Raw genomic sequence first — 17,975 nt, 5'->3', positions numbered from 1 at the left:
GAATGCGTTTGAATACTCTAGCACCGGCTGCTGGCGCGAAAACTTCTGCGAAGCGAGTAGGTCGTGGTATCGGTTCAGGCCTAGGTAAAACTGGTGGCCGTGGTCACAAAGGTCAAAAATCACGTTCTGGCGGCAGCGTTCGTCCAGGTTTCGAAGGCGGTCAGATGCCTCTGAAACAACGTCTACCAAAATTCGGTTTCACTTCTCGTAAGAGCCTAGTGTCTGCTGAAGTTCGTCTAGCTGAGCTAGCGAAAGTTTCTGGTGACGTAGTTGATCTTAACAGCCTTAAAGCTGCTAACGTCATCACTAAGAACATCGAATTCGTAAAAGTTGTTCTTTCTGGTGAAATCAACAAAGCAGTGACTGTTAAAGGTCTACGTGTGACTAAAGGCGCTAAAGCTGCAATCGAAGCTGCAGGCGGTAAAATCGAGGATTAATCTCGAGGAACGAGGTACAGATGGCTAAGAAACCAGGACAAGATTTTCGTAGTGCTCAGAGCGGCTTAAGTGAACTAAAGTCGCGCTTATTATTCGTAATTGGTGCACTTTTAGTATTTCGAGCAGGCTCTTTTGTGCCGATCCCTGGTATTGACGCTGCTGTACTTGCCGAGTTGTTCGACCAGCAAAAAGGTACCATCGTAGAAATGTTTAACATGTTCTCCGGTGGTGCTCTTGAGCGTGCATCTATATTAGCATTGGGCATCATGCCGTATATTTCGGCATCTATTGTTGTCCAATTGCTAACTGTAGTTCATCCAGCGTTAGCTGAACTCAAAAAAGAGGGTGAAGCAGGCCGTCGTAAGATAAGCCAATACACACGCTACGGCACGCTTGTACTTGCAACCTTCCAGGCTATAGGTATTGCAACAGGCTTACCAAACATGGTCGATAATTTGGTTGTTATCAACCAAACCATGTTTACGCTTATTGCTACCGTAAGTTTAGTAACCGGCACCATGTTCTTAATGTGGTTAGGTGAACAAATTACAGAGCGTGGAATTGGTAACGGTATTTCGTTACTGATTTTTGCAGGTATTGTTGCTGGATTGCCTTCTGCAATCGGTCAAACAATCGAGCAAGCGCGTCAAGGTGAATTGCATGTACTTCTTCTGTTGCTAATCGCGGTATTGTCTTTTGCAGTTATTTACTTCGTTGTTTTCATGGAGCGTGGTCAACGTCGAATCGTTGTTAACTACGCGAAGCGTCAACAAGGTCGTAAAGTATTTGCTGCACAAAGCTCGCATCTGCCACTTAAAATTAATATGGCAGGTGTTATTCCAGCGATTTTCGCATCAAGCATTATCCTGTTCCCAGGAACACTGGCTCAGTGGTTTGGTCAGAACGGTGAGAGCAGCGCGTTCGGTTGGTTAACTGACGTGTCTTTGGCTCTTAGCCCAGGTCAACCGCTGTATGTAATGCTTTATGCAGCAGCTATTATCTTCTTCTGTTTCTTCTACACAGCGTTGGTTTTCAACCCTCGTGAAACAGCAGATAACTTGAAGAAGTCTGGTGCATTCGTACCCGGTATCCGCCCAGGCGAGCAGACAGCGAAATACATCGATAAAGTAATGACACGTCTAACCCTTGCTGGTGCACTGTACATTACCTTTATCTGTCTGATTCCCGAGTTCATGATGGTCGCGTGGAACGTACGTTTCTACTTCGGCGGTACATCACTACTCATCGTAGTGGTTGTAATTATGGACTTTATGGCACAGGTACAGACTCATATGATGTCTCAACAGTATGATTCTGTGTTGAAGAAAGCGAATCTGAAAGGCTACGGCCGTTAATTCGGTGGTAGACTCAGTTTCATTTACGGAGTTTAGCAATGAAAGTTCGTGCTTCCGTTAAAAAAATCTGCCGTAACTGTAAAGTAATCAAGCGTAACGGTGTCGTTCGCGTGATTTGCAGTGAGCCAAAGCACAAACAGCGCCAAGGCTAATTAGCAGAAATTTTTACTTGAAAACGAAGGTTAGGTCGAGTATATTCCTCGGCCTACCTTTTGCGTGCAAAAGAAGTAGTACTCCGCAGCGTATCCATAACGGGCTTTGCTGCGGCTAATTCTTTTATAGAAACACTTAGGAGTGAATAATGGCCCGTATAGCAGGCATTAACATTCCTGATCAGAAGCATGCTGTAATCGCACTAACTGCGATTTTCGGCATCGGTAAAACTCGTTCTCAAGCTATTCTAGCTGAAGTGGGTATTGCTGAAAATGTTAAGATCAGTGAACTAACTGAAGAGCAGATCGATCAACTGCGTGATGGTGTAGCTAAATACACTGTAGAAGGTGATCTACGTCGTGAAGTATCAATGAACATCAAGCGTCTTATGGACCTTGGTTGTTACCGTGGTCTTCGTCATCGTCGCAGTCTACCACTACGTGGACAGCGTACTAAAACCAATGCTCGCACCCGTAAGGGTCCGCGTAAGCCGATCAAGAAATAATCGGGAAGGTAGAGTACAATGGCTAAACAACCAACTCGCGCTCGTAAGCGCGTACGCAAGCAAGTTGCAGATGGCGTTGCGCACATCCATGCTTCTTTCAATAACACAATCGTAACCATTACTGACCGTCAAGGTAACGCTCTTGCATGGGCTACTGCAGGTGGTTCTGGTTTCCGTGGTTCTCGTAAGTCTACTCCGTTCGCTGCACAGGTTGCTGCTGAGCGTTGTGCTGAAATGGCTAAAGAATACGGCCTAAAGAACTTGGAAGTTATGGTTAAGGGTCCTGGTCCAGGTCGCGAATCTACTGTTCGTGCACTGAACGCCGCTGGTTTCCGCATCACAAACATTGTTGATGCTACACCAATCCCTCATAACGGTTGTCGTCCACCTAAGAAACGTCGCGTATAACGTTTCTAGGACAATTGGAGAAGAATCATGGCAAGATATTTGGGTCCTAAGCTGAAGCTTAGCCGTCGTGAAGGCACTGACTTATTCCTTAAGTCTGGTGTTCGCGCGATCGATACCAAGTGTAAAATTGATAACGCACCAGGTGTACACGGCGCTCGTCGCGGTCGTCTATCTGAGTATGGCGTTCAGCTTCGTGAGAAGCAAAAAGTTCGTCGTATGTACGGCGTTCTAGAAAAACAATTCCGTAACTACTACAAAGAAGCTGCTCGCCTTAAAGGCAACACGGGTGAAAACCTACTTCAGCTTCTTGAAGGTCGTCTTGATAACGTAGTTTACCGCATGGGCTTTGGTGCAACTCGCGCAGAAGCACGTCAGCTAGTTAGCCACAAAGCTATCCTAGTAAACGGTAAAGTTGTAAACGTTCCTTCTTTCAAAGTAGCGGCTAATGACGTTGTTTCTATCCGTGAGAAAGCTAAACAGCAATCTCGTATTAAAGCGGCTCTAGAAGTTTCTGAACAACGTGAAAAACCAACTTGGATTGAAGTAGATGGTGGCAAGATGGAAGGTACATTCAAGCGTATGCCTGAGCGTTCTGATCTATCAGCTGACATCAACGAACAATTGATCGTCGAGCTTTACTCTAAGTAAGGTTTAAACTAAAGAGAGGACACAATGCAGGGTTCTGTAACAGAATTTCTTAAGCCACGTCTAGTTGACATCGAACAAATCAGCTCGACTCACGCAAAAGTAACTCTTGAGCCATTAGAGCGTGGCTTTGGTCATACTCTGGGTAATGCACTTCGCCGCATTCTTCTATCTTCTATGCCTGGTTGTGCAGTGACAGAAGTAGAGATTGAGGGCGTACTTCACGAGTACAGCACTAAAGAAGGCGTACAAGAAGATATTCTTGAAATCCTTCTAAACCTTAAAGGTTTGGCAGTGCGTGTTGCTGAAGGCAAAGATGAAGTGTTCATTACTTTGAACAAATCAGGCTCGGGCCCTGTGGTTGCAGGTGACATCACCCATGATGGTGATGTAGAGATCGCTAACCCTGAACACGTTATTTGTCACCTAACGGATGACAACGCTGAAATCGCAATGCGTATTAAAGTAGAACGTGGTCGCGGTTACATTCCAGCTTCTGCGCGTATCCATACTGAAGAAGATGAGCGTCCAATCGGTCGCCTACTAGTAGATGCTACTTACAGCCCAGTAGACAAAATTGCCTACGCTGTAGAAGCAGCTCGTGTAGAACAGCGCACCGATCTAGACAAGCTTGTTATCGATATGGAAACAAACGGTACTCTAGAACCTGAGGAAGCAATCCGTCGTGCAGCTACTATCCTAGCTGAACAATTGGATGCATTCGTAGATCTTCGTGATGTACGTGTTCCTGAGGAGAAGGAAGAGAAGCCAGAATTCGATCCGATCCTACTGCGTCCTGTAGACGATCTTGAACTAACAGTTCGCTCTGCTAACTGTCTGAAAGCAGAAGCGATTCACTACATCGGTGATCTAGTACAACGTACTGAGGTAGAGCTACTTAAAACGCCTAACCTTGGTAAAAAATCTCTTACTGAGATTAAAGACGTACTTGCGTCACGTGGTCTGTCTCTGGGCATGCGCCTAGAAAACTGGCCACCTGCATCAATCGCTGAAGATTAATCGATACTAGTTAGAAGGATTAGGTCATGCGCCATCGTAAGAGTGGTCGTCAACTCAACCGCAACAGCTCACATCGCAAAGCGATGTTCAGCAACATGGCTAGCTCTCTAGTACGTCATGAAGTTATCAAGACTACTTTGCCAAAAGCAAAAGAGCTACGTCGCGTAGTTGAGCCTTTGATTACACTAGCTAAGACTGACAGTGTTGCTAACCGTCGTCTAGCATTTGCACGTACTCGTGACAACGAAGTAGTTGCAAAACTATTTAACGAACTAGGTCCACGTTTTGCTGCTCGTCAGGGCGGTTACACTCGTATCCTAAAAGCTGGCTTCCGTGCTGGTGATAAAGCTCCAATGGCTTACATTGAGCTTGTAGATCGCCCAGCTGCTGAAGAAGCTGCTGAGTAATCAGTTCGTAATAACGAAAAAGCCGAGCGTTAGCTCGGCTTTTTTGTATCTGTTACTTTCAAATTTCAGAAATCTAAGCGTGTTATATCATTAAACGACCTGGTCCATCCGAGCTGGAAAGTAAACTAACAGCGCTTAGCGCCTAATTGGTTAGCGACTCTTGTTTATTCGTCTGGCCGCTTATTCGTTGGACCACAATCCTGTCAAAGAGCTCAATAGGCTTTCACTTGCACCTTGTTGGTTTAGATATTCCAAAATTACAGGAGCAAATTGGCTGATCATTGATGCATCCAGTCCTAACGTATCGAATGCGCTTTGAACTGCGCTTAGGCTTTCAATATTACCTAGTAAGCTTTGTGCGCCACTCAGGCTAGATAAACCCGGTACTAAAGATTCCAGTTCACTGCTGTTCTCGCTCGATAACTGGCTTTGTGCTAGCGCAAGTAATGCACTACTGCCACCTGCAGCTTGTTCTGTTGATACTGGTAGTTGACTCGTTAGCAACTCAGTTAATGGTGAAGATTCCGTACTTAAGCTTTGACCGACCATGTCCATCAGTCCGCTCTCGCTACTTTTTTCTACTACTGCATCAAGGAAAGCATGTGCACTGCCGATATTCACCGACAACAATGCCAGAGTAAGAAGTGTTTTACGCATAGTACCTCCAATGGTTGAGCGTGCTTTTTTAATTTATTAATTTATACGTTATTAGACTGACTGATAGTGTTTGAAGGGATAATGTCTTTTTATCTTAGACAAAAAAGCGGCGCAAGAGCGCCGCTTTAGAAATTGTAATTGAAATTGCTTTCAATTATAGGATGTCTAGTAGTTCTACTTCGAATACTAGTGCTGCGAATGGAGGGATTGCAGCGCCTGCGCCACGCTCACCGTACGCAAGGTCTTGTGGTACGTATAGTTTCCACTTAGAACCAACAGGCATTAGTTGTAGAGCTTCAACCCAACCTTTGATTACGCCAGTTACTGGGAACTCAGCTGGTTGACCGCGAGATACAGAGCTGTCAAATACAGTACCGTCAGTTAGCTCACCGTGGTAGTGAACACGAACTTGGCTTTGCTCAGTTGGGATCTCGCCAGTGCCTTCAGAGATAACTTCGTACTGTAGGCCAGACTCAAGAACTTTAACTTCTGGACGTAGAGCGTTGTCTTTTAGGAACGCTTCGCCGTCAGCTGCTGCAGCTTTAGCTGCTTCTTGACGAACTGCTTCTGCACGAGTGTGTAGCTCTTGCAGTGCTTTGTTGATTTCGTCGATTTCAATAGCTGGCATGTCACCAACTAGTGCAGTCGCAATACCAGCTGCGATTGCATCAACGCTAAGACCTTCAAGACCAGAACCTGCTAGTTGCTGACCCATTTGCAGACCAATGCCGTAGCTTGCTTTTTGTTCTGCAGTTTCAAATTTAATTTCAGACATGAATGTCATCTCTTATTAGGAGTGTAAAGGTCACAGGATATCAGTTTCGAGCTAATGTTTAAATGATTGGCTCAGATTGTCTCGTCTGACCATTAAGGGTGTGACTTATCTCTTACTCCAAGTGAATTTTCTGCTAATTTAGTCCAAATTCCATTTTACTTGATTGAAAAACATATACTCTCCGCGCTGGTATTTTTATACTGGCAGTAAGCATTAAGGGGTCTATCAGAATGAATCGTCGCAGAAAGAAAAAGCAGCAAGTCGACTACGTCGAACTGATCAAACAAAAATACGCTGCTATCGACTGGAAGCAGCCGTTCAATAAAAGTAACTGGTTGGAACGAGTAGAGCCAGTGACTGCGTTTTGGCAACGCCTGCCTAAATTCCATCAACGAGCACTGATGGTGCTGATGCCACTGTTATTTTTACTTCTTATTGTTCCGATGCCAAACAAAACAGAAGAGTTAGTTGAACAGACTCAGGTTATTGATCATCCGCGAGTTGCGATTGAGTTAAATGCCCAGAGCTTGAGTCAGCAACGAACCTCTCAGAATTCAGGTCCAAAGTCTGAAAATTGGAAAGAGTATCAAGTCAAGAATGGCGATACGCTCGCTCAGGTTTTCCGCAGTAATCAATTATCCATGGCGGATCTCAGCTCGCTGGTCAAAATTGAGGGGAGCGATAAGCCGCTCAGTCATATTAAGCAAGGACAGTTGATTCGCTTTAAGTTCTCTGATGATGGCCAGCTGGATATGTTACAGCTGGAGAAGGGCGATCATTCGGTTATGTTCTTCCGCTTATCTGATGGAACCTTCGGCCGCAATAAATAGCGGTATCTATAAAAGACTTGTTGTAAAAAAGACGTGCTCAAGTCGCGCAATGCTAGTCACTTAAGGATTCCTATAAGGTCATTCCAGCGAGCCTTAGCGAGACTAGGAATCTAGTATCAGCGCGCTGAGAATAGAGAGAAATACCTTTGATACCAAAGTACTCGGATAGAAGATCCTGAATCACGCTCCTTCGTCGCGGTTCAGGATGACGGTTTACTGGAGTATTCTGCTTGCTGTTTACTGGTTGGCATTACGCTCAATTTGCGCCTTTCTTTGGGATATCTTTTTCGCAGACGTAATGGTCTCGTTTTATTTTGTGCTTACTTCTCTGCGCATATCGACATGCGGAATACCATCTTCAAGGTAGCTGTCTGAAATAACATCAAACCCGTGGCGAGAGTAGTACTCAATGAGGTGTTCCTGAGCGCCAATGTCGATGGTTTGTTCAGGCCAAAGTGCTTCACACTGTGTTAATGCTTCTTCCAGCAGTTTGTGACCTAACCCCCCGCCACGAGCTGTTTTTTTGGTAACGACGCGACCAATACTGACGTTGTCGTAAGTTGTCCCAGCCGGTAATAAGCGCGCACAAGCCACTAATTCATCATCGTTATAGCCGAGCAGGTGATAGACTCCGTTCAGTGTGTCTTTGCCATCTAGCTCCGGATATGGGCAGGTTTGCTCTACGACAAAAACATCGACACGTAAGCGCATCACTTCGTAAAGTTGAAGTGTTGTGAGTTGAGAAAAAGGTAAAGTAATCCAGTTGGTCATAGTGTGAATCTCAAATTGCTTTGTGTCTGACTTTACGGACTTTTTGCCCGAGGCTCATTAACAAGGGTTAATTTTCGCTGGTCATTATGCAAAATCTGGCGATAATGTGCCCTCTTTTTCATCCCACCTGAGGATATTCCCCTGTGAGCAAACAAACTTTTGACCACGTAGGGCTAAGCCCGGCGTTACTCGCGACGCTTGATTCATTGAATTACACCCACATGACGCCAATTCAGGCGTTAAGCTTGCCGGCGATTCTGAACCAGCGCGATGTGATTGGTCAGGGTAAAACTGGCTCGGGCAAAACCGCTGCGTTTGGTCTTGGGGTTTTATCTAACCTTAATGTGAAGCGATTTCGCGTACAGTCTCTGGTGTTATGTCCTACTCGTGAGCTGGCCGATCAGGTAGCGAAAGAGATCCGGACGTTAGGGCGTGGTATCCACAATATTAAAGTGCTGACATTGTGTGGCGGTATGCCTATGGGTCCACAGATAGGCTCGTTGGAGCATGGTGCTCATATCCTGGTTGGCACGCCGGGACGTATTCTTGATCACCTTGAAAAAGGCCGGATTAATCTTTCCGAGTTGAATACTCTGGTACTGGATGAAGCAGACCGCATGCTGGAAATGGGCTTCCAGGACGCGCTGGACGCCATCATTGATGCTGCGCCGAAAAAGCGTCAAACGTTGCTTTTCAGTGCGACGTTTCCTGAGAAGATTGATCAAATTGCCCAGCGCATCATGCAGTCTCCTGAGATGATCAAAGTGGAATCGACACACGATACCTCGAGCATTGCCCAGTATTTCTATAAAGTCGAAGGCTCGGAAGCGCGTGATGAGGCACTGGCAAACCTGCTTCTTACTCATCAACCTGAATCTGCGGTTGTATTTTGCAACACCAAAAAAGAAGTGCAAAGTGTGGCGGATGAGCTGCATCATCGCGGTTTCAGCGTGATTGATCTGCACGGTGATCTGGAGCAGCGTGAACGCGATCAGGCACTGGTGCAGTTTGCCAATAAGAGTATCTCGATTCTGGTGGCAACAGACGTTGCGGCGCGCGGTTTAGACGTTGATAATCTGGATGCGGTATTTAACTTTGAGTTGTCTCGCGACCCAGAAGTACATGTGCACCGCATTGGTCGTACAGGCCGAGCGGGCAGTAAAGGTTTAGCGTTTAGCTTCTTTGGTGAGAAAGATGGTTTACGTGTTGCGCGTATCGAAGAGTACTTAGATATGGATATCGTTCCTGCGACGTTGCCAGAAAAATCCAAACAGCAGCCTTACCAGGCGAAAATGGTGACGATCAATATCGACGGCGGCAAAAAACAAAAAGTGCGTCCGGGCGATATCCTTGGCTGTTTAACCGGAAAAAATGGTATTCCGGGCGCTCAAGTAGGCAAAATTCATCTGTTCCCAATGCGTGCGTATGTGGCAGTAGAGAAGTCGGCGGCGAAGAAAGCGCTGCAAACCATCAGCACGGGTAAGATGAAAGGGCGTCAGTTCCGAGCTCGTTTATTAAAATAGTCCGCTTATTTCACCGAAAAGGCGCTTCAAATGAAGTGCCTTTTCTTATTCTATAACAAAAAGCAATAACAAAAAGCGACTACTGGGATCAAATGCCAGTCGCTTAACGACTCCTATTGGGTCATTCCAGCGAGCCATAGCGAGACTAGGAATCTAATATCAGCGTGCTGAGAGATAGAGAAATATCTTTGACAACAAAGTGCTCGGATAGGAGATCCTGAATCACGCTCCTTCGTCGCTGTTCAGGATGACGGTAGACTGGGATATGCTGATCGCGGTTCTACGGACGACATGAGTTACTACGATCCTCTTTAACCTCTCACCATGCTGCGCCGTTTTTTAGTGTCAGCGAAGCCGAATCACAAGGCGTTAATATTCCACATAATACTGCGACTGGAATGAGGCTAAACGGCCAATTCACACTTTTGAATGAGACCAAACAAAAACTTCTTAGCAGATTTTTGAATAAAAAATGAAATTTTAGAATTTCAGGTAATATAAGCGCCCCGCCATAATGCATCCATACCGATATCTATGGACGATGAGCAAACACATGGCAGCGAAAGATTCAGTCACCACTTTTCCTATATCAAAGCCTCGATTGGTTTCTGATAACCCAACGGCTGGGACAACGCGTTTTTCCAAGCGCTCGTTACAGCCTGGCGAAGTTGCGCTGGTTGGCGCAGGCCCAGGTGATCCTGAACTGTTGACTGTGAAAGCACTGAACTGCCTGCAGCAAGCGGATGTGGTCTTGTATGACTACCTTGTATCCGAAGAGATCATGGCATTGATCCCTAGCGATACCATTTTAGTCTGTGTTGGCAAACGTGCTGGACATCACAGCGTGCCACAAGAGAAAACCAATCAACTATTGGTTGATTTCGCCAAGCAAGGTTATCGCGTGGTGCGAGTGAAAGGTGGTGATCCATTCGTGTTTGGTCGTGGTGGTGAGGAACTTGAAGTGCTGGCTGATGCTGGTGTGCGTTTTCAGGTTGTGCCTGGCATTACTGCAGCGGCAGGAGCAACGGCATATGCCGGGATTCCTCTGACTCACCGTGATTACGCTCAATCGGCCATTTTTGTCACTGGTCACTTGAAAGAAGAAAGTGACGAGATGGATTGGTCGACACTGGCACGTGGCAATCAGACTTTAGTGATCTATATGGGGCTGATGAAATCAAACTATATTCAGAATCAGCTGATTAAACATGGTCGATCTGCCTCAACACCGATAGCTATCATTGAACGTGGTACGCAAATAGAACAGAAAGTATTTACGGGAGAATTGTCTCAACTCTCTGATTTATCGAAGGATGCTCAATCTCCTTCCTTAATTGTAGTCGGTGAAGTGGTTCGATTGTCTCAAAAATTAGACTGGTTTTTGTCTAGTACTGAATTCAACAAAAGTGCTATTGCCAACTCCATATAATTTCAAATCAAAGATTAGAGACGTACAGCGCCTTCAAGCTTAAAAGGAAATACAAAACATGGACCAACAACGTTTAACTCACCTTAAACAACTCGAAGCGGAGAGTATTCATATTATCCGTGAAGTTGCGGCTGAGTTTGGTAACCCAGTCATGATGTATTCGATTGGTAAAGACTCATCAGTGATGCTGCACCTGGCGCGTAAAGCGTTTTACCCGGGCAAAATTCCATTCCCACTTTTGCATGTCGATACGGACTGGAAATTCCGCGAGATGATTGAGTTCCGTGACCGTACTGCAGAAAAATACGGTTTTGAGCTTTTGGTTCACAAGAACCCAGAAGGTCTTGCGATGGGTTGTAGCCCATTTGTGCACGGTTCTTCAAAGCACACTGACATCATGAAGACTCAAGGTCTTAAGCAAGCACTCAACAAATACGGTTTTGATGCTGCATTTGGTGGTGCGCGTCGCGATGAAGAAAAATCACGTGCCAAAGAGCGTGTGTATTCATTCCGTGACAAGAACCATACCTGGGATCCGAAAAACCAGCGTCCAGAGCTTTGGAAAACCTACAATGGTCAGGTTAATAAAGGCGAGAGCATCCGTGTGTTCCCTCTATCAAACTGGACAGAACTGGATATTTGGCAATACATCTATCTAGAAAATATTGAGATCGTACCGCTTTACCTTGCTGACAAGCGTCCGGTTGTTGAGCGCGATGGCATGTTGATCATGGTTGATGACGACCGCATGGAGCTTCAGCCAGGTGAAGTAGTAGAAGAGAAGAGTGTTCGTTTCCGTACTTTAGGTTGCTACCCGTTAACCGGCGCGATCGAATCCGAAGCCAATACGCTGACGGGCATCATTGAAGAGATGCTGGTAGCAACATCGAGTGAGCGTCAAGGGCGAGCGATCGACCATGATCAGTCAGGATCGATGGAACTTAAAAAACGTCAAGGTTACTTCTAAAGGATCTAAGGAAAGATAATGAACAGTGCAGTTGAAGCTCAATTAGCCGAGCTAGGTATTGAAGGCTATTTAACACAACACCAGTACAAGTCTTTACTTCGATTTCTGACTTGTGGTTCTGTTGATGATGGTAAGAGTACCCTTATTGGTCGCTTACTCCATGACTCAAAACAAATTTATGAAGATCAGCTAGCGGCTGTGCACTCAGATAGCCAGCGTGTAGGTACCACAGGTGAAAAGCCTGATTTAGCCCTACTTGTTGATGGTCTGCAGGCAGAGCGCGAACAGGGCATCACCATTGATGTGGCTTACCGTTACTTCTCAACCCAGAAACGTAAGTTCATCATTGCTGATACGCCAGGGCATGAGCAATACACGCGTAACATGGCTACAGGTGCCTCAACGTGTGATTTAGCTGTGATTCTTGTCGATGCGCGTAAAGGCATTCTTGATCAGACGCGTCGTCACTCATTCATTTCAAACCTGTTGGGCTTGAAGCATTTTGTTGTTGCAATCAACAAAATGGACTTAGTGGATTACTCACAAGAGCGATTTGAAGAGATTCGTGATGAGTACCTTGCGTTCTCTGAAAAGCTGACCGGTGAGATTGATATCCAAATCATCCCGATTTCGGCACTTGAAGGCGATAACGTTGTCGATAAAGGCGATAACCTGAGCTGGTTCGAAGGTCCGTCACTGCTTGAGTTACTTGAAACTGTGGATGTTGACTACGAGAAAGGTACTGGTGAATTCCGTTTCCCTGTTCAGTATGTCAACCGTCCTAACCTCGATTTCCGTGGCTTCGCTGGCACGATTTCTTCAGGTTCAGTGAAAGTGGGCGATAAAATCAAAGCGCTTCCATCCGGTAAAACGTCGACGATTGCTCGAATCGTAACGTTCGATGGAGATGTTGAGGAAGCACGAGCAGGTCTTGCGGTAACGCTGACTCTGAATGACGAAATCGATATTAGCCGTGGTGATTTGATTGTTTTGCAAGACGCTAACGTAGAGTCTTCCAACCATCTTCTTGCTGATATCGTGTGGATGACCGAGCAGCCACTGCAACCGGGTCGTGATTACGATATTAAGATTGCCGGTAAGAAAACGGTTGGTCACGTAGAGGCGATTCGTCATCAATACGACATCAACAACCTGTCAACTCACAGTGCGGCTGAATTGCCACTCAATGGTATTGGTTTGTGTGAGTGGTCATTGAACGAGTCTGTGGCACTTGATAATTACCAAGATTGTGCCGACACCGGCGGCTTCATCATTATTGATCGTCTGACTAACGTGACTGTTGGTGCGGGTATGGTGAAAGAAAGCCTGGCAGCGGTAGAGCGTGATTTGACCGATATCTCTGCATTTGAACTGGAGCTTAACGCACTGGTTCGTAAACACTTCCCACATTGGGAAGCGAAAGACCTAAGCCAGTTACTTAAAAAGTAATTGCTGTAGCTGGGCAGGGAAGGAAGCAAATACTTCCTCTTTTCCCGGCTTAGATTGATAGCCTGACTGAGTTGCGAAATGCAGTCAGGCTCATTCCCCCAGAAACCAGAATGCTCGGCGAAGTATGAGTATTCTGGCTTTCTTTTTCGCTTGCTTTGTTCTGGTTACTTAATTTCTCGCTCTGCACCACGTGATGTGCAGTGGCTGTTTTCGCCCTGAATGGGCTATTTGGTAAGGAAAGGCTATGTGGGAACAAGGATTTGTATTAGCGATTTTGCTTGGCATTATCACTTGCTTGCTCGTCACGAAAATTAAGCCTAGTCATGTATTTGCTGGTGCCGCCTTCATTTCGTTTCTGGCTGGCATGATGGATTTAACATCCATTGCCTCTAACTTTACCAACTCGTCACTACTGACCTTAGTATTACTCATACTTGCTTCGTGCGCCCTGGAAAAGACACTTCTCATCAGTTGGGTTAGCCGCAGCATTTCGGAAGGGCAGTTAGGCAGTGTTATCGCAAAGTTGGGACTCTCGACGGCGTTACTCTCTTCTTTCACCAACAACACGGCGGTTGTGGTTTCCCTGATTGGCGCGATTAAACGAAACCAGCAACATGCGCCGTCAAAGCTGTTAATCCCATTGTCATACGCGGCGATTTTGGGCGGCACACTGACCCTGATTGGTACGTCGACCAATCTCATTATCAATAGCTTTGTCGAAGATGCAGGTTTACCTAGCCTGGGCTTTTTTACACCGACGCTAATTGGCTTGGCCGTACTAGCGGGTGGGTTACTGATTTTGATCCCGCTGAGCTACTTGCTGCCGAATTATGATGATCAAACTCAGGAAGATCTGCCTTATTTTCTCGAATCACGCGTTGAGCCGGGCTCGCCATTGGTCGGGCGCACCGTCAGTGAAAATAACTTGCGTGCGTTACGTAAGCTGTTCTTGGCGGAAGTGGTTCGCGATGGCGTTACTGTTTCGTCGGTAGGGCCGGACTTTGTGCTCAATGCAAAAGACCGCCTGCTGTTTTGTGGCGATGTCGAAAGTGTGGCGACGCTGCAGGAAATTCCCGGTTTGACTCTGTTTGGTCATCAGCATTTGAATGGCCAGAACTTCCGTGAAGTTGTCGTCAGTTCTTCTGCTACTTTTTGTCACAAAACGCTTAAAGAGAGTCGTTTCCGCGATCGTTTTGATGCGGTAGTGGTCGCAATTCGTCGTGGTCATGAGCGGCTAGAAGGCGGGCTGGGCAGTATCAAGCTCGCCCCGGGTGACACCTTAGTATTGGTGCCGGGTAAGCGATTTGAAGCTGAGCGTCGTGCCCACCGTAAAGAGTTCGTGTTAGTTCAAGATTTGGATTCGAGTGCTCGTCTGGACGCGAACAAGTCTTCTATCGTCTTACTTGGTTTTGCAGCCGTTATTGGTTGTGCCTTACTCGATTTGGTGCCAATCATAAAAGGACTCGCGGTTTACATTATCGCTTTGATGGCGTTTGGCATTATACAAGTTTCCGAGCTGCGCCGACGTTTTCCTATTGATATTGTGGTGATTGTTGGCTCCGCGCTCTCGATTGCTCAGTTGATGATCTCCTCGGGTTTATCCGCCAGGATGGGGGAGATGTTTATCCACGCCTTTAACGGTTGGGGTGTCTTTGGCGCTTTGGTCGCGACGTATATCATGACGCTGGTGTTAACTGAATTAGTCACTAATAACGCCGCCGCCGCACTCTCTTTTCCTATCGGCTATAGTATGGCGGTAGGGTACGGTGTCGATCCCATGCCGTTTATTATGGCGGTATTGTTTGGCGCAAGTGCGAGTTTTATTTCTCCCTACGGTTATCAAACTAACTTGTTGGTTTATAGCGTAGGTAATTACAAATTGACCGATTATGTGCGAATTGGTGTGCCGATTTCTATTGTGTATTCCGTATTAGTACTGACACTCATTCCGGTCTTCTTCCCGTTTTAATTCCGATATTTACAAGGATACGTTATGACAGCCGACACTACGGTAAAAGACGAAAACATTGTTTGGCATCAGCACTCGGTCGATAAAAATTTTCGTGCTGACTTAAAGCAACAAAAGCCAGCTGTGCTGTGGTTTACCGGTTTATCTGGAGCGGGTAAATCAACCGTAGCGGGTGCACTGGAAAATCGTCTTGCTGAGCTTGGTTACCATACTTATTTACTTGATGGCGACAACGTTCGTCATGGTTTATGCAGTGACTTAGGTTTTTCTGAGCAGGACCGTCGCGAGAATATTCGCCGCATTGGCGAACTGGCTAAATTGATGGCGGATGCAGGTTTAATTGTCCTGTCTGCGTTTATTTCGCCTCACCGAGCTGAGCGCCAACTGGTACGTGACTTATTACCTGAAGGTGAGTTTATTGAAGTGTTCGTCAATGCCTCTCTGGAGGTGTGTGAAGGACGTGATCCTAAAGGGTTGTACCGTAAAGCTCGCGCTGGAGAGATTCCAAACTTCACGGGAATTGATTCAGAATATCAAGCACCTGAAAACCCAGAAATTGATTTACCAGCAGGCGAAAAGAGCGTCGATGAGCTGGTGGACCTGTGCGTAAATGACCTCAAGCAGCGTGGTGTGATCCGCTAAATAAGCATTTAGATCATAGGTGACTAAAAGGTCGTAAAGGTGTTTAAAGCGCTTTTGGAACATAGGTGACCAAAAGCTCTAAAAGCCTGACTAAACAGTATTAATGCCAATCACTTAACGATTTTATTTGTGTCATTCCAGCGAGCTCTAGCGAGACTAGGAATCTAATATCAGCGCGCTGAGAATATAGAGAAATATCTTTGACAACAAAGAGCTCGGATAGAAGATCCTGAATCACACTCCTTCGTCGTTGTTCAGGATGACTGGAGGTGTAAACATGCCGTTAGCTGTTAAACGAACGGCATTTAACTAAACGGTATGGTCTACACGGCTGCCTGATTCAGTGTGTACACTAAATTTATGATTTATCAGTGCTAACAACTGATCGTAGTAATCAGGATTAGGTTTGTTGCCTAGTAGCTTACACAGCTCGTTACCCGTTAGCGTAAATCGATAGTAAAGCAATCTTACTCCTTTGCTGTTGGCATGGAGTGATAGGTTTTTACCTTGGTACGAGAGTATTAAGGGGGTTTCCACGCTGATTTCTCCAGACTCGAGCTCGGCACTGTGCAGCAGTCCTAACTCAATCAACACCAACAAGCTGGAGTACGGGAGTTGGAACGCCCCCATATTGAGGTTGCTGGTGGTGTCCCGCTTACCAAAGCTAAAAATACCGTTATGAGCTTTATAACCAATCAATAACTTGCGGCTGCCATCACCACCAAAGCTGCAAGCCAAAGAGGCGGCTCTTTGCAGTGTCTGGGCTTCTTTGGCTGACATGTCTTTGAGCGCTTTAAGCGCTTTCATCGATGTTGAACCGGGGTTGGTTACTTCGCGTTTGAGCACCTGCGCCCATAGCTTTTGCATCGAACTGTTGTGAATATCCTGAGCCATATCGAAAAAACGGTATAACCAATCCTGTTCCGGCTCGCCCGCCGTTTCGTCTCGGCAGGCGCTGTGGGCTAATTTTAAAATCTGTTCAAGGTTCTTTTGTCGTTGCTCCTGACGTCGTTGCTCGCGCAGTTGAGCTCTTTCAAGGGCAGACTTGTTCGGAGTATCAGCTTGCAGCAATGCATCGAGTCCATAACGTTGCGCAATGTTATGAAGTCGGCTGGCACTGTCTTTGATATAGCTGTTTTTCTTGTCGTTTTTAGAACCTTGTTCGGGGTGAGGCTGGTGTACCATTTCGCCAGGTTGCTTTGCTGATTCTGCCATTTATTTTCCTACTCAGGGAGTTATGAGTAATGCTTTCCTCAATTTACATCGTATTCTTTCTAACGACCAGAATGTGATCATTAAAATTTGATCAAATTAAGCTATCCAAAATGATAATGAATTGTTAAAGTTGTTATCGTTATTTTGGAGGGGCAATGAAGTTATCGGAAGCAAGCAAACTGAAAAAGCACCTGTCGATAGCGTTTCTTTTGATTCTCTATGTGGGTGTATTAGCGTACTTGTCTCGCTATATTATTTAGTTTTGCATTAAAAAATGGCGCCGAAGCGACGCCATGGGGATATCTGAAAAGATGAGATACTACATATCGTCGTAGGCTTCTATCTTGGTCCCTTCTATCATATAAGCGGTTTCGGCTAACTCATGGCTGATGACTTCGGTTTTGAGCTTACCAACGACGTAAATGACATCCCACAGCTCCTGAACAGGCGCTCCTTCTGGGAATTTCACGTAAATGATTTGGTTTGGTGGTGGGGGTGGAACGTGTATACATGCCCCGAAGTAGGGTACCAATAGAAACTCAGTCACTGTGTTGGCATCACCCTCTAGCGGGATCACAAATCCCGGAATTTTAACCAGGCTACCATTCAGCTCTGTTCTTACACCACCAAGCTTAGATTGCTGCGCAGCTCCACCACTATGTTCAGATGCCGTTGGCATGCCGATACTATCGAACAATTTTCGTTCTGATTCTGGAACCAGATCAAGCCAGTCTAACTTCAACGGCTCTTCATTTGCCATTACTGGGGCCGTAAAAGCAATCACCAGCAAGCAGCTAGCGAGTATTTTTTTCCACATG

At 45.9% G+C, this 17,975-nt stretch carries 20 protein-coding genes; 15 read left to right on the top strand and 5 right to left on the bottom strand.

The window, feature by feature from the left end; translation table 11 throughout:
* Positions 1–2: 2 nt before the first annotated feature.
* The 8 genes from rplO to rplQ all read left to right on the top strand — a co-directional run bounded on the left by rplO (position 3) and on the right by rplQ (position 4,930).
* Positions 3–437 carry a 50S ribosomal protein L15 gene (gene rplO, locus OO774_RS14185; RefSeq protein ID WP_264903262.1) on the top strand — a complete coding sequence of 145 codons (435 nt, stop codon included), beginning with the start codon at positions 3–5 and terminating at the stop codon, positions 435–437.
* 20 nt (positions 438–457) lie between these two features.
* Positions 458–1,792, top strand: a complete 1,335-nt coding sequence (secY, locus tag OO774_RS14180) for a preprotein translocase subunit SecY (protein ID WP_014230670.1) — start codon at positions 458–460, stop codon at positions 1,790–1,792.
* Between the two features lie 38 nt (positions 1,793–1,830).
* Positions 1,831–1,944 carry a 50S ribosomal protein L36 gene (gene rpmJ, locus OO774_RS14175; RefSeq protein WP_000868186.1) on the top strand — a complete coding sequence of 38 codons (114 nt, stop codon included), beginning with the start codon at positions 1,831–1,833 and terminating at the stop codon, positions 1,942–1,944.
* A gap of 149 nt (positions 1,945–2,093) precedes the next feature.
* Positions 2,094–2,450, top strand: coding sequence for a 30S ribosomal protein S13 (rpsM, locus tag OO774_RS14170; protein WP_017051447.1), 357 nt, complete (start codon positions 2,094–2,096; stop codon positions 2,448–2,450).
* Between the two features lie 18 nt (positions 2,451–2,468).
* Positions 2,469–2,858: a 30S ribosomal protein S11 gene (gene rpsK, locus OO774_RS14165; RefSeq protein WP_001118870.1), complete on the top strand. Its 390-nt coding sequence runs from the start codon at positions 2,469–2,471 to the stop codon at positions 2,856–2,858.
* A 27-nt stretch (positions 2,859–2,885) separates the two neighbouring features.
* Positions 2,886–3,506, top strand: a complete 621-nt coding sequence (rpsD, locus tag OO774_RS14160; RefSeq protein WP_176290783.1) for a 30S ribosomal protein S4 — start codon at positions 2,886–2,888, stop codon at positions 3,504–3,506.
* Positions 3,507–3,530: 24 nt separating this feature from the next.
* Complete coding sequence (gene rpoA, locus OO774_RS14155) at positions 3,531–4,523, top strand: DNA-directed RNA polymerase subunit alpha (protein ID WP_014230672.1); 993 nt, start codon at positions 3,531–3,533, stop codon at positions 4,521–4,523.
* Positions 4,524–4,549: 26 nt separating this feature from the next.
* The gene (rplQ, locus tag OO774_RS14150; protein WP_005383141.1) at positions 4,550–4,930 is read left to right on the top strand and encodes a 50S ribosomal protein L17; all 381 of its coding nucleotides are present in this window, start codon (positions 4,550–4,552) and stop codon (positions 4,928–4,930) included.
* A 180-nt stretch (positions 4,931–5,110) separates the two neighbouring features.
* Here rplQ and OO774_RS14145 read toward each other — a convergent pair whose 3' ends face one another.
* Both OO774_RS14145 and OO774_RS14140 read right to left on the bottom strand, forming a co-directional pair.
* Positions 5,111–5,587 carry a DUF2780 domain-containing protein gene (locus OO774_RS14145; RefSeq protein WP_264903261.1) on the bottom strand — a complete coding sequence of 159 codons (477 nt, stop codon included), beginning with the start codon at positions 5,585–5,587 and terminating at the stop codon, positions 5,111–5,113.
* Positions 5,588–5,741: 154 nt separating this feature from the next.
* Positions 5,742–6,362: an FKBP-type peptidyl-prolyl cis-trans isomerase gene (locus tag OO774_RS14140; protein ID WP_264903260.1), complete on the bottom strand. Its 621-nt coding sequence runs from the start codon at positions 6,360–6,362 to the stop codon at positions 5,742–5,744.
* A 230-nt stretch (positions 6,363–6,592) separates the two neighbouring features.
* Here OO774_RS14140 and OO774_RS14135 point away from each other — a divergent pair, with 230 nt between their 5' ends.
* Positions 6,593–7,192, top strand: coding sequence for a LysM-like peptidoglycan-binding domain-containing protein (locus OO774_RS14135; protein WP_264903259.1), 600 nt, complete (start codon positions 6,593–6,595; stop codon positions 7,190–7,192).
* A gap of 309 nt (positions 7,193–7,501) precedes the next feature.
* Here the strand turns inward: OO774_RS14135 and OO774_RS14130 are convergent, their stop codons facing one another.
* The gene (locus OO774_RS14130; RefSeq protein WP_264903258.1) at positions 7,502–7,963 is read right to left on the bottom strand and encodes a GNAT family N-acetyltransferase; all 462 of its coding nucleotides are present in this window, start codon (positions 7,961–7,963) and stop codon (positions 7,502–7,504) included.
* Between the two features lie 143 nt (positions 7,964–8,106).
* On the opposite strand from OO774_RS14130, the gene dbpA reads away from it, so the two are divergent.
* From dbpA to cysC, 6 genes are all read left to right on the top strand, one after another.
* Positions 8,107–9,486 (top strand): ATP-dependent RNA helicase DbpA, encoded by a 1,380-nt coding sequence (gene dbpA, locus OO774_RS14125; protein WP_264903257.1) that lies wholly within the window; start codon positions 8,107–8,109, stop codon positions 9,484–9,486.
* Between the two features lie 553 nt (positions 9,487–10,039).
* Positions 10,040–10,915, top strand: coding sequence for a uroporphyrinogen-III C-methyltransferase (gene cobA / locus OO774_RS14120; protein WP_264903256.1), 876 nt, complete (start codon positions 10,040–10,042; stop codon positions 10,913–10,915).
* A gap of 58 nt (positions 10,916–10,973) precedes the next feature.
* Positions 10,974–11,882 carry a sulfate adenylyltransferase subunit CysD gene (gene cysD / locus OO774_RS14115; RefSeq protein ID WP_264903255.1) on the top strand — a complete coding sequence of 303 codons (909 nt, stop codon included), beginning with the start codon at positions 10,974–10,976 and terminating at the stop codon, positions 11,880–11,882.
* A gap of 18 nt (positions 11,883–11,900) precedes the next feature.
* A complete protein-coding gene (gene cysN, locus OO774_RS14110; RefSeq protein WP_264903254.1) occupies positions 11,901–13,331 on the top strand; it encodes a sulfate adenylyltransferase subunit CysN in 1,431 nt (476 codons plus the stop codon).
* Between the two features lie 244 nt (positions 13,332–13,575).
* Entirely contained in the window at positions 13,576–15,300 is a 1,725-nt protein-coding gene (locus OO774_RS14105) for an SLC13 family permease (protein WP_264903253.1), read from the top strand.
* 24 nt (positions 15,301–15,324) lie between these two features.
* On the top strand, positions 15,325–15,942 hold the full coding sequence (gene cysC, locus OO774_RS14100; protein WP_264903252.1) for an adenylyl-sulfate kinase: 618 nt from the start codon (positions 15,325–15,327) through the stop codon (positions 15,940–15,942).
* A gap of 309 nt (positions 15,943–16,251) precedes the next feature.
* Here cysC and OO774_RS14095 read toward each other — a convergent pair whose 3' ends face one another.
* On the bottom strand, positions 16,252–17,157 hold the full coding sequence (locus tag OO774_RS14095; protein WP_264903251.1) for a TIGR03899 family protein: 906 nt from the start codon (positions 17,155–17,157) through the stop codon (positions 16,252–16,254).
* 319 nt (positions 17,158–17,476) lie between these two features.
* Entirely contained in the window at positions 17,477–17,974 is a 498-nt protein-coding gene (locus OO774_RS14090) for a DUF3299 domain-containing protein (RefSeq protein WP_264903250.1), read from the bottom strand.
* Position 17,975 lies beyond the last annotated feature (1 nt).

This window comes from Vibrio sp. STUT-A11, assembly GCF_026000435.1.
Taxonomy (GTDB): Bacteria; Pseudomonadota; Gammaproteobacteria; order Enterobacterales; family Vibrionaceae; genus Vibrio.
This window is presented reverse-complemented; position numbering and strand designations above follow the sequence as displayed.

Excerpts from the sequence above, each read along its gene's own strand:
- OO774_RS14130 (WP_264903258.1), bottom strand. The coding sequence starts at position 7,963 with ATGACCAACTGGATTACTTTACCTTTTTCTCAACTCACAACACTTCAA.
- cysC (WP_264903252.1), top strand. The coding sequence starts at position 15,325 with ATGACAGCCGACACTACGGTAAAAGACGAAAACATTGTTTGGCATCAG.
- cysN (WP_264903254.1), top strand. The coding sequence starts at position 11,901 with ATGAACAGTGCAGTTGAAGCTCAATTAGCCGAGCTAGGTATTGAAGGC.
- OO774_RS14090 (WP_264903250.1), bottom strand. The coding sequence starts at position 17,974 with ATGTGGAAAAAAATACTCGCTAGCTGCTTGCTGGTGATTGCTTTTACG.
- cysD (WP_264903255.1), top strand. The coding sequence starts at position 10,974 with ATGGACCAACAACGTTTAACTCACCTTAAACAACTCGAAGCGGAGAGT.
- rplQ (WP_005383141.1), top strand. The coding sequence starts at position 4,550 with ATGCGCCATCGTAAGAGTGGTCGTCAACTCAACCGCAACAGCTCACAT.
- OO774_RS14095 (WP_264903251.1), bottom strand. The coding sequence starts at position 17,157 with ATGGCAGAATCAGCAAAGCAACCTGGCGAAATGGTACACCAGCCTCAC.
- rpsD (WP_176290783.1), top strand. The coding sequence starts at position 2,886 with ATGGCAAGATATTTGGGTCCTAAGCTGAAGCTTAGCCGTCGTGAAGGC.
- cobA (WP_264903256.1), top strand. The coding sequence starts at position 10,040 with ATGGCAGCGAAAGATTCAGTCACCACTTTTCCTATATCAAAGCCTCGA.
- rplO (WP_264903262.1), top strand. The coding sequence starts at position 3 with ATGCGTTTGAATACTCTAGCACCGGCTGCTGGCGCGAAAACTTCTGCG.
- rpoA (WP_014230672.1), top strand. The coding sequence starts at position 3,531 with ATGCAGGGTTCTGTAACAGAATTTCTTAAGCCACGTCTAGTTGACATC.
- rpsM (WP_017051447.1), top strand. The coding sequence starts at position 2,094 with ATGGCCCGTATAGCAGGCATTAACATTCCTGATCAGAAGCATGCTGTA.
- OO774_RS14135 (WP_264903259.1), top strand. The coding sequence starts at position 6,593 with ATGAATCGTCGCAGAAAGAAAAAGCAGCAAGTCGACTACGTCGAACTG.
- rpsK (WP_001118870.1), top strand. The coding sequence starts at position 2,469 with ATGGCTAAACAACCAACTCGCGCTCGTAAGCGCGTACGCAAGCAAGTT.
- OO774_RS14145 (WP_264903261.1), bottom strand. The coding sequence starts at position 5,587 with ATGCGTAAAACACTTCTTACTCTGGCATTGTTGTCGGTGAATATCGGC.
- OO774_RS14140 (WP_264903260.1), bottom strand. The coding sequence starts at position 6,362 with ATGTCTGAAATTAAATTTGAAACTGCAGAACAAAAAGCAAGCTACGGC.
- OO774_RS14105 (WP_264903253.1), top strand. The coding sequence starts at position 13,576 with ATGTGGGAACAAGGATTTGTATTAGCGATTTTGCTTGGCATTATCACT.
- secY (WP_014230670.1), top strand. The coding sequence starts at position 458 with ATGGCTAAGAAACCAGGACAAGATTTTCGTAGTGCTCAGAGCGGCTTA.
- rpmJ (WP_000868186.1), top strand. The coding sequence starts at position 1,831 with ATGAAAGTTCGTGCTTCCGTTAAAAAAATCTGCCGTAACTGTAAAGTA.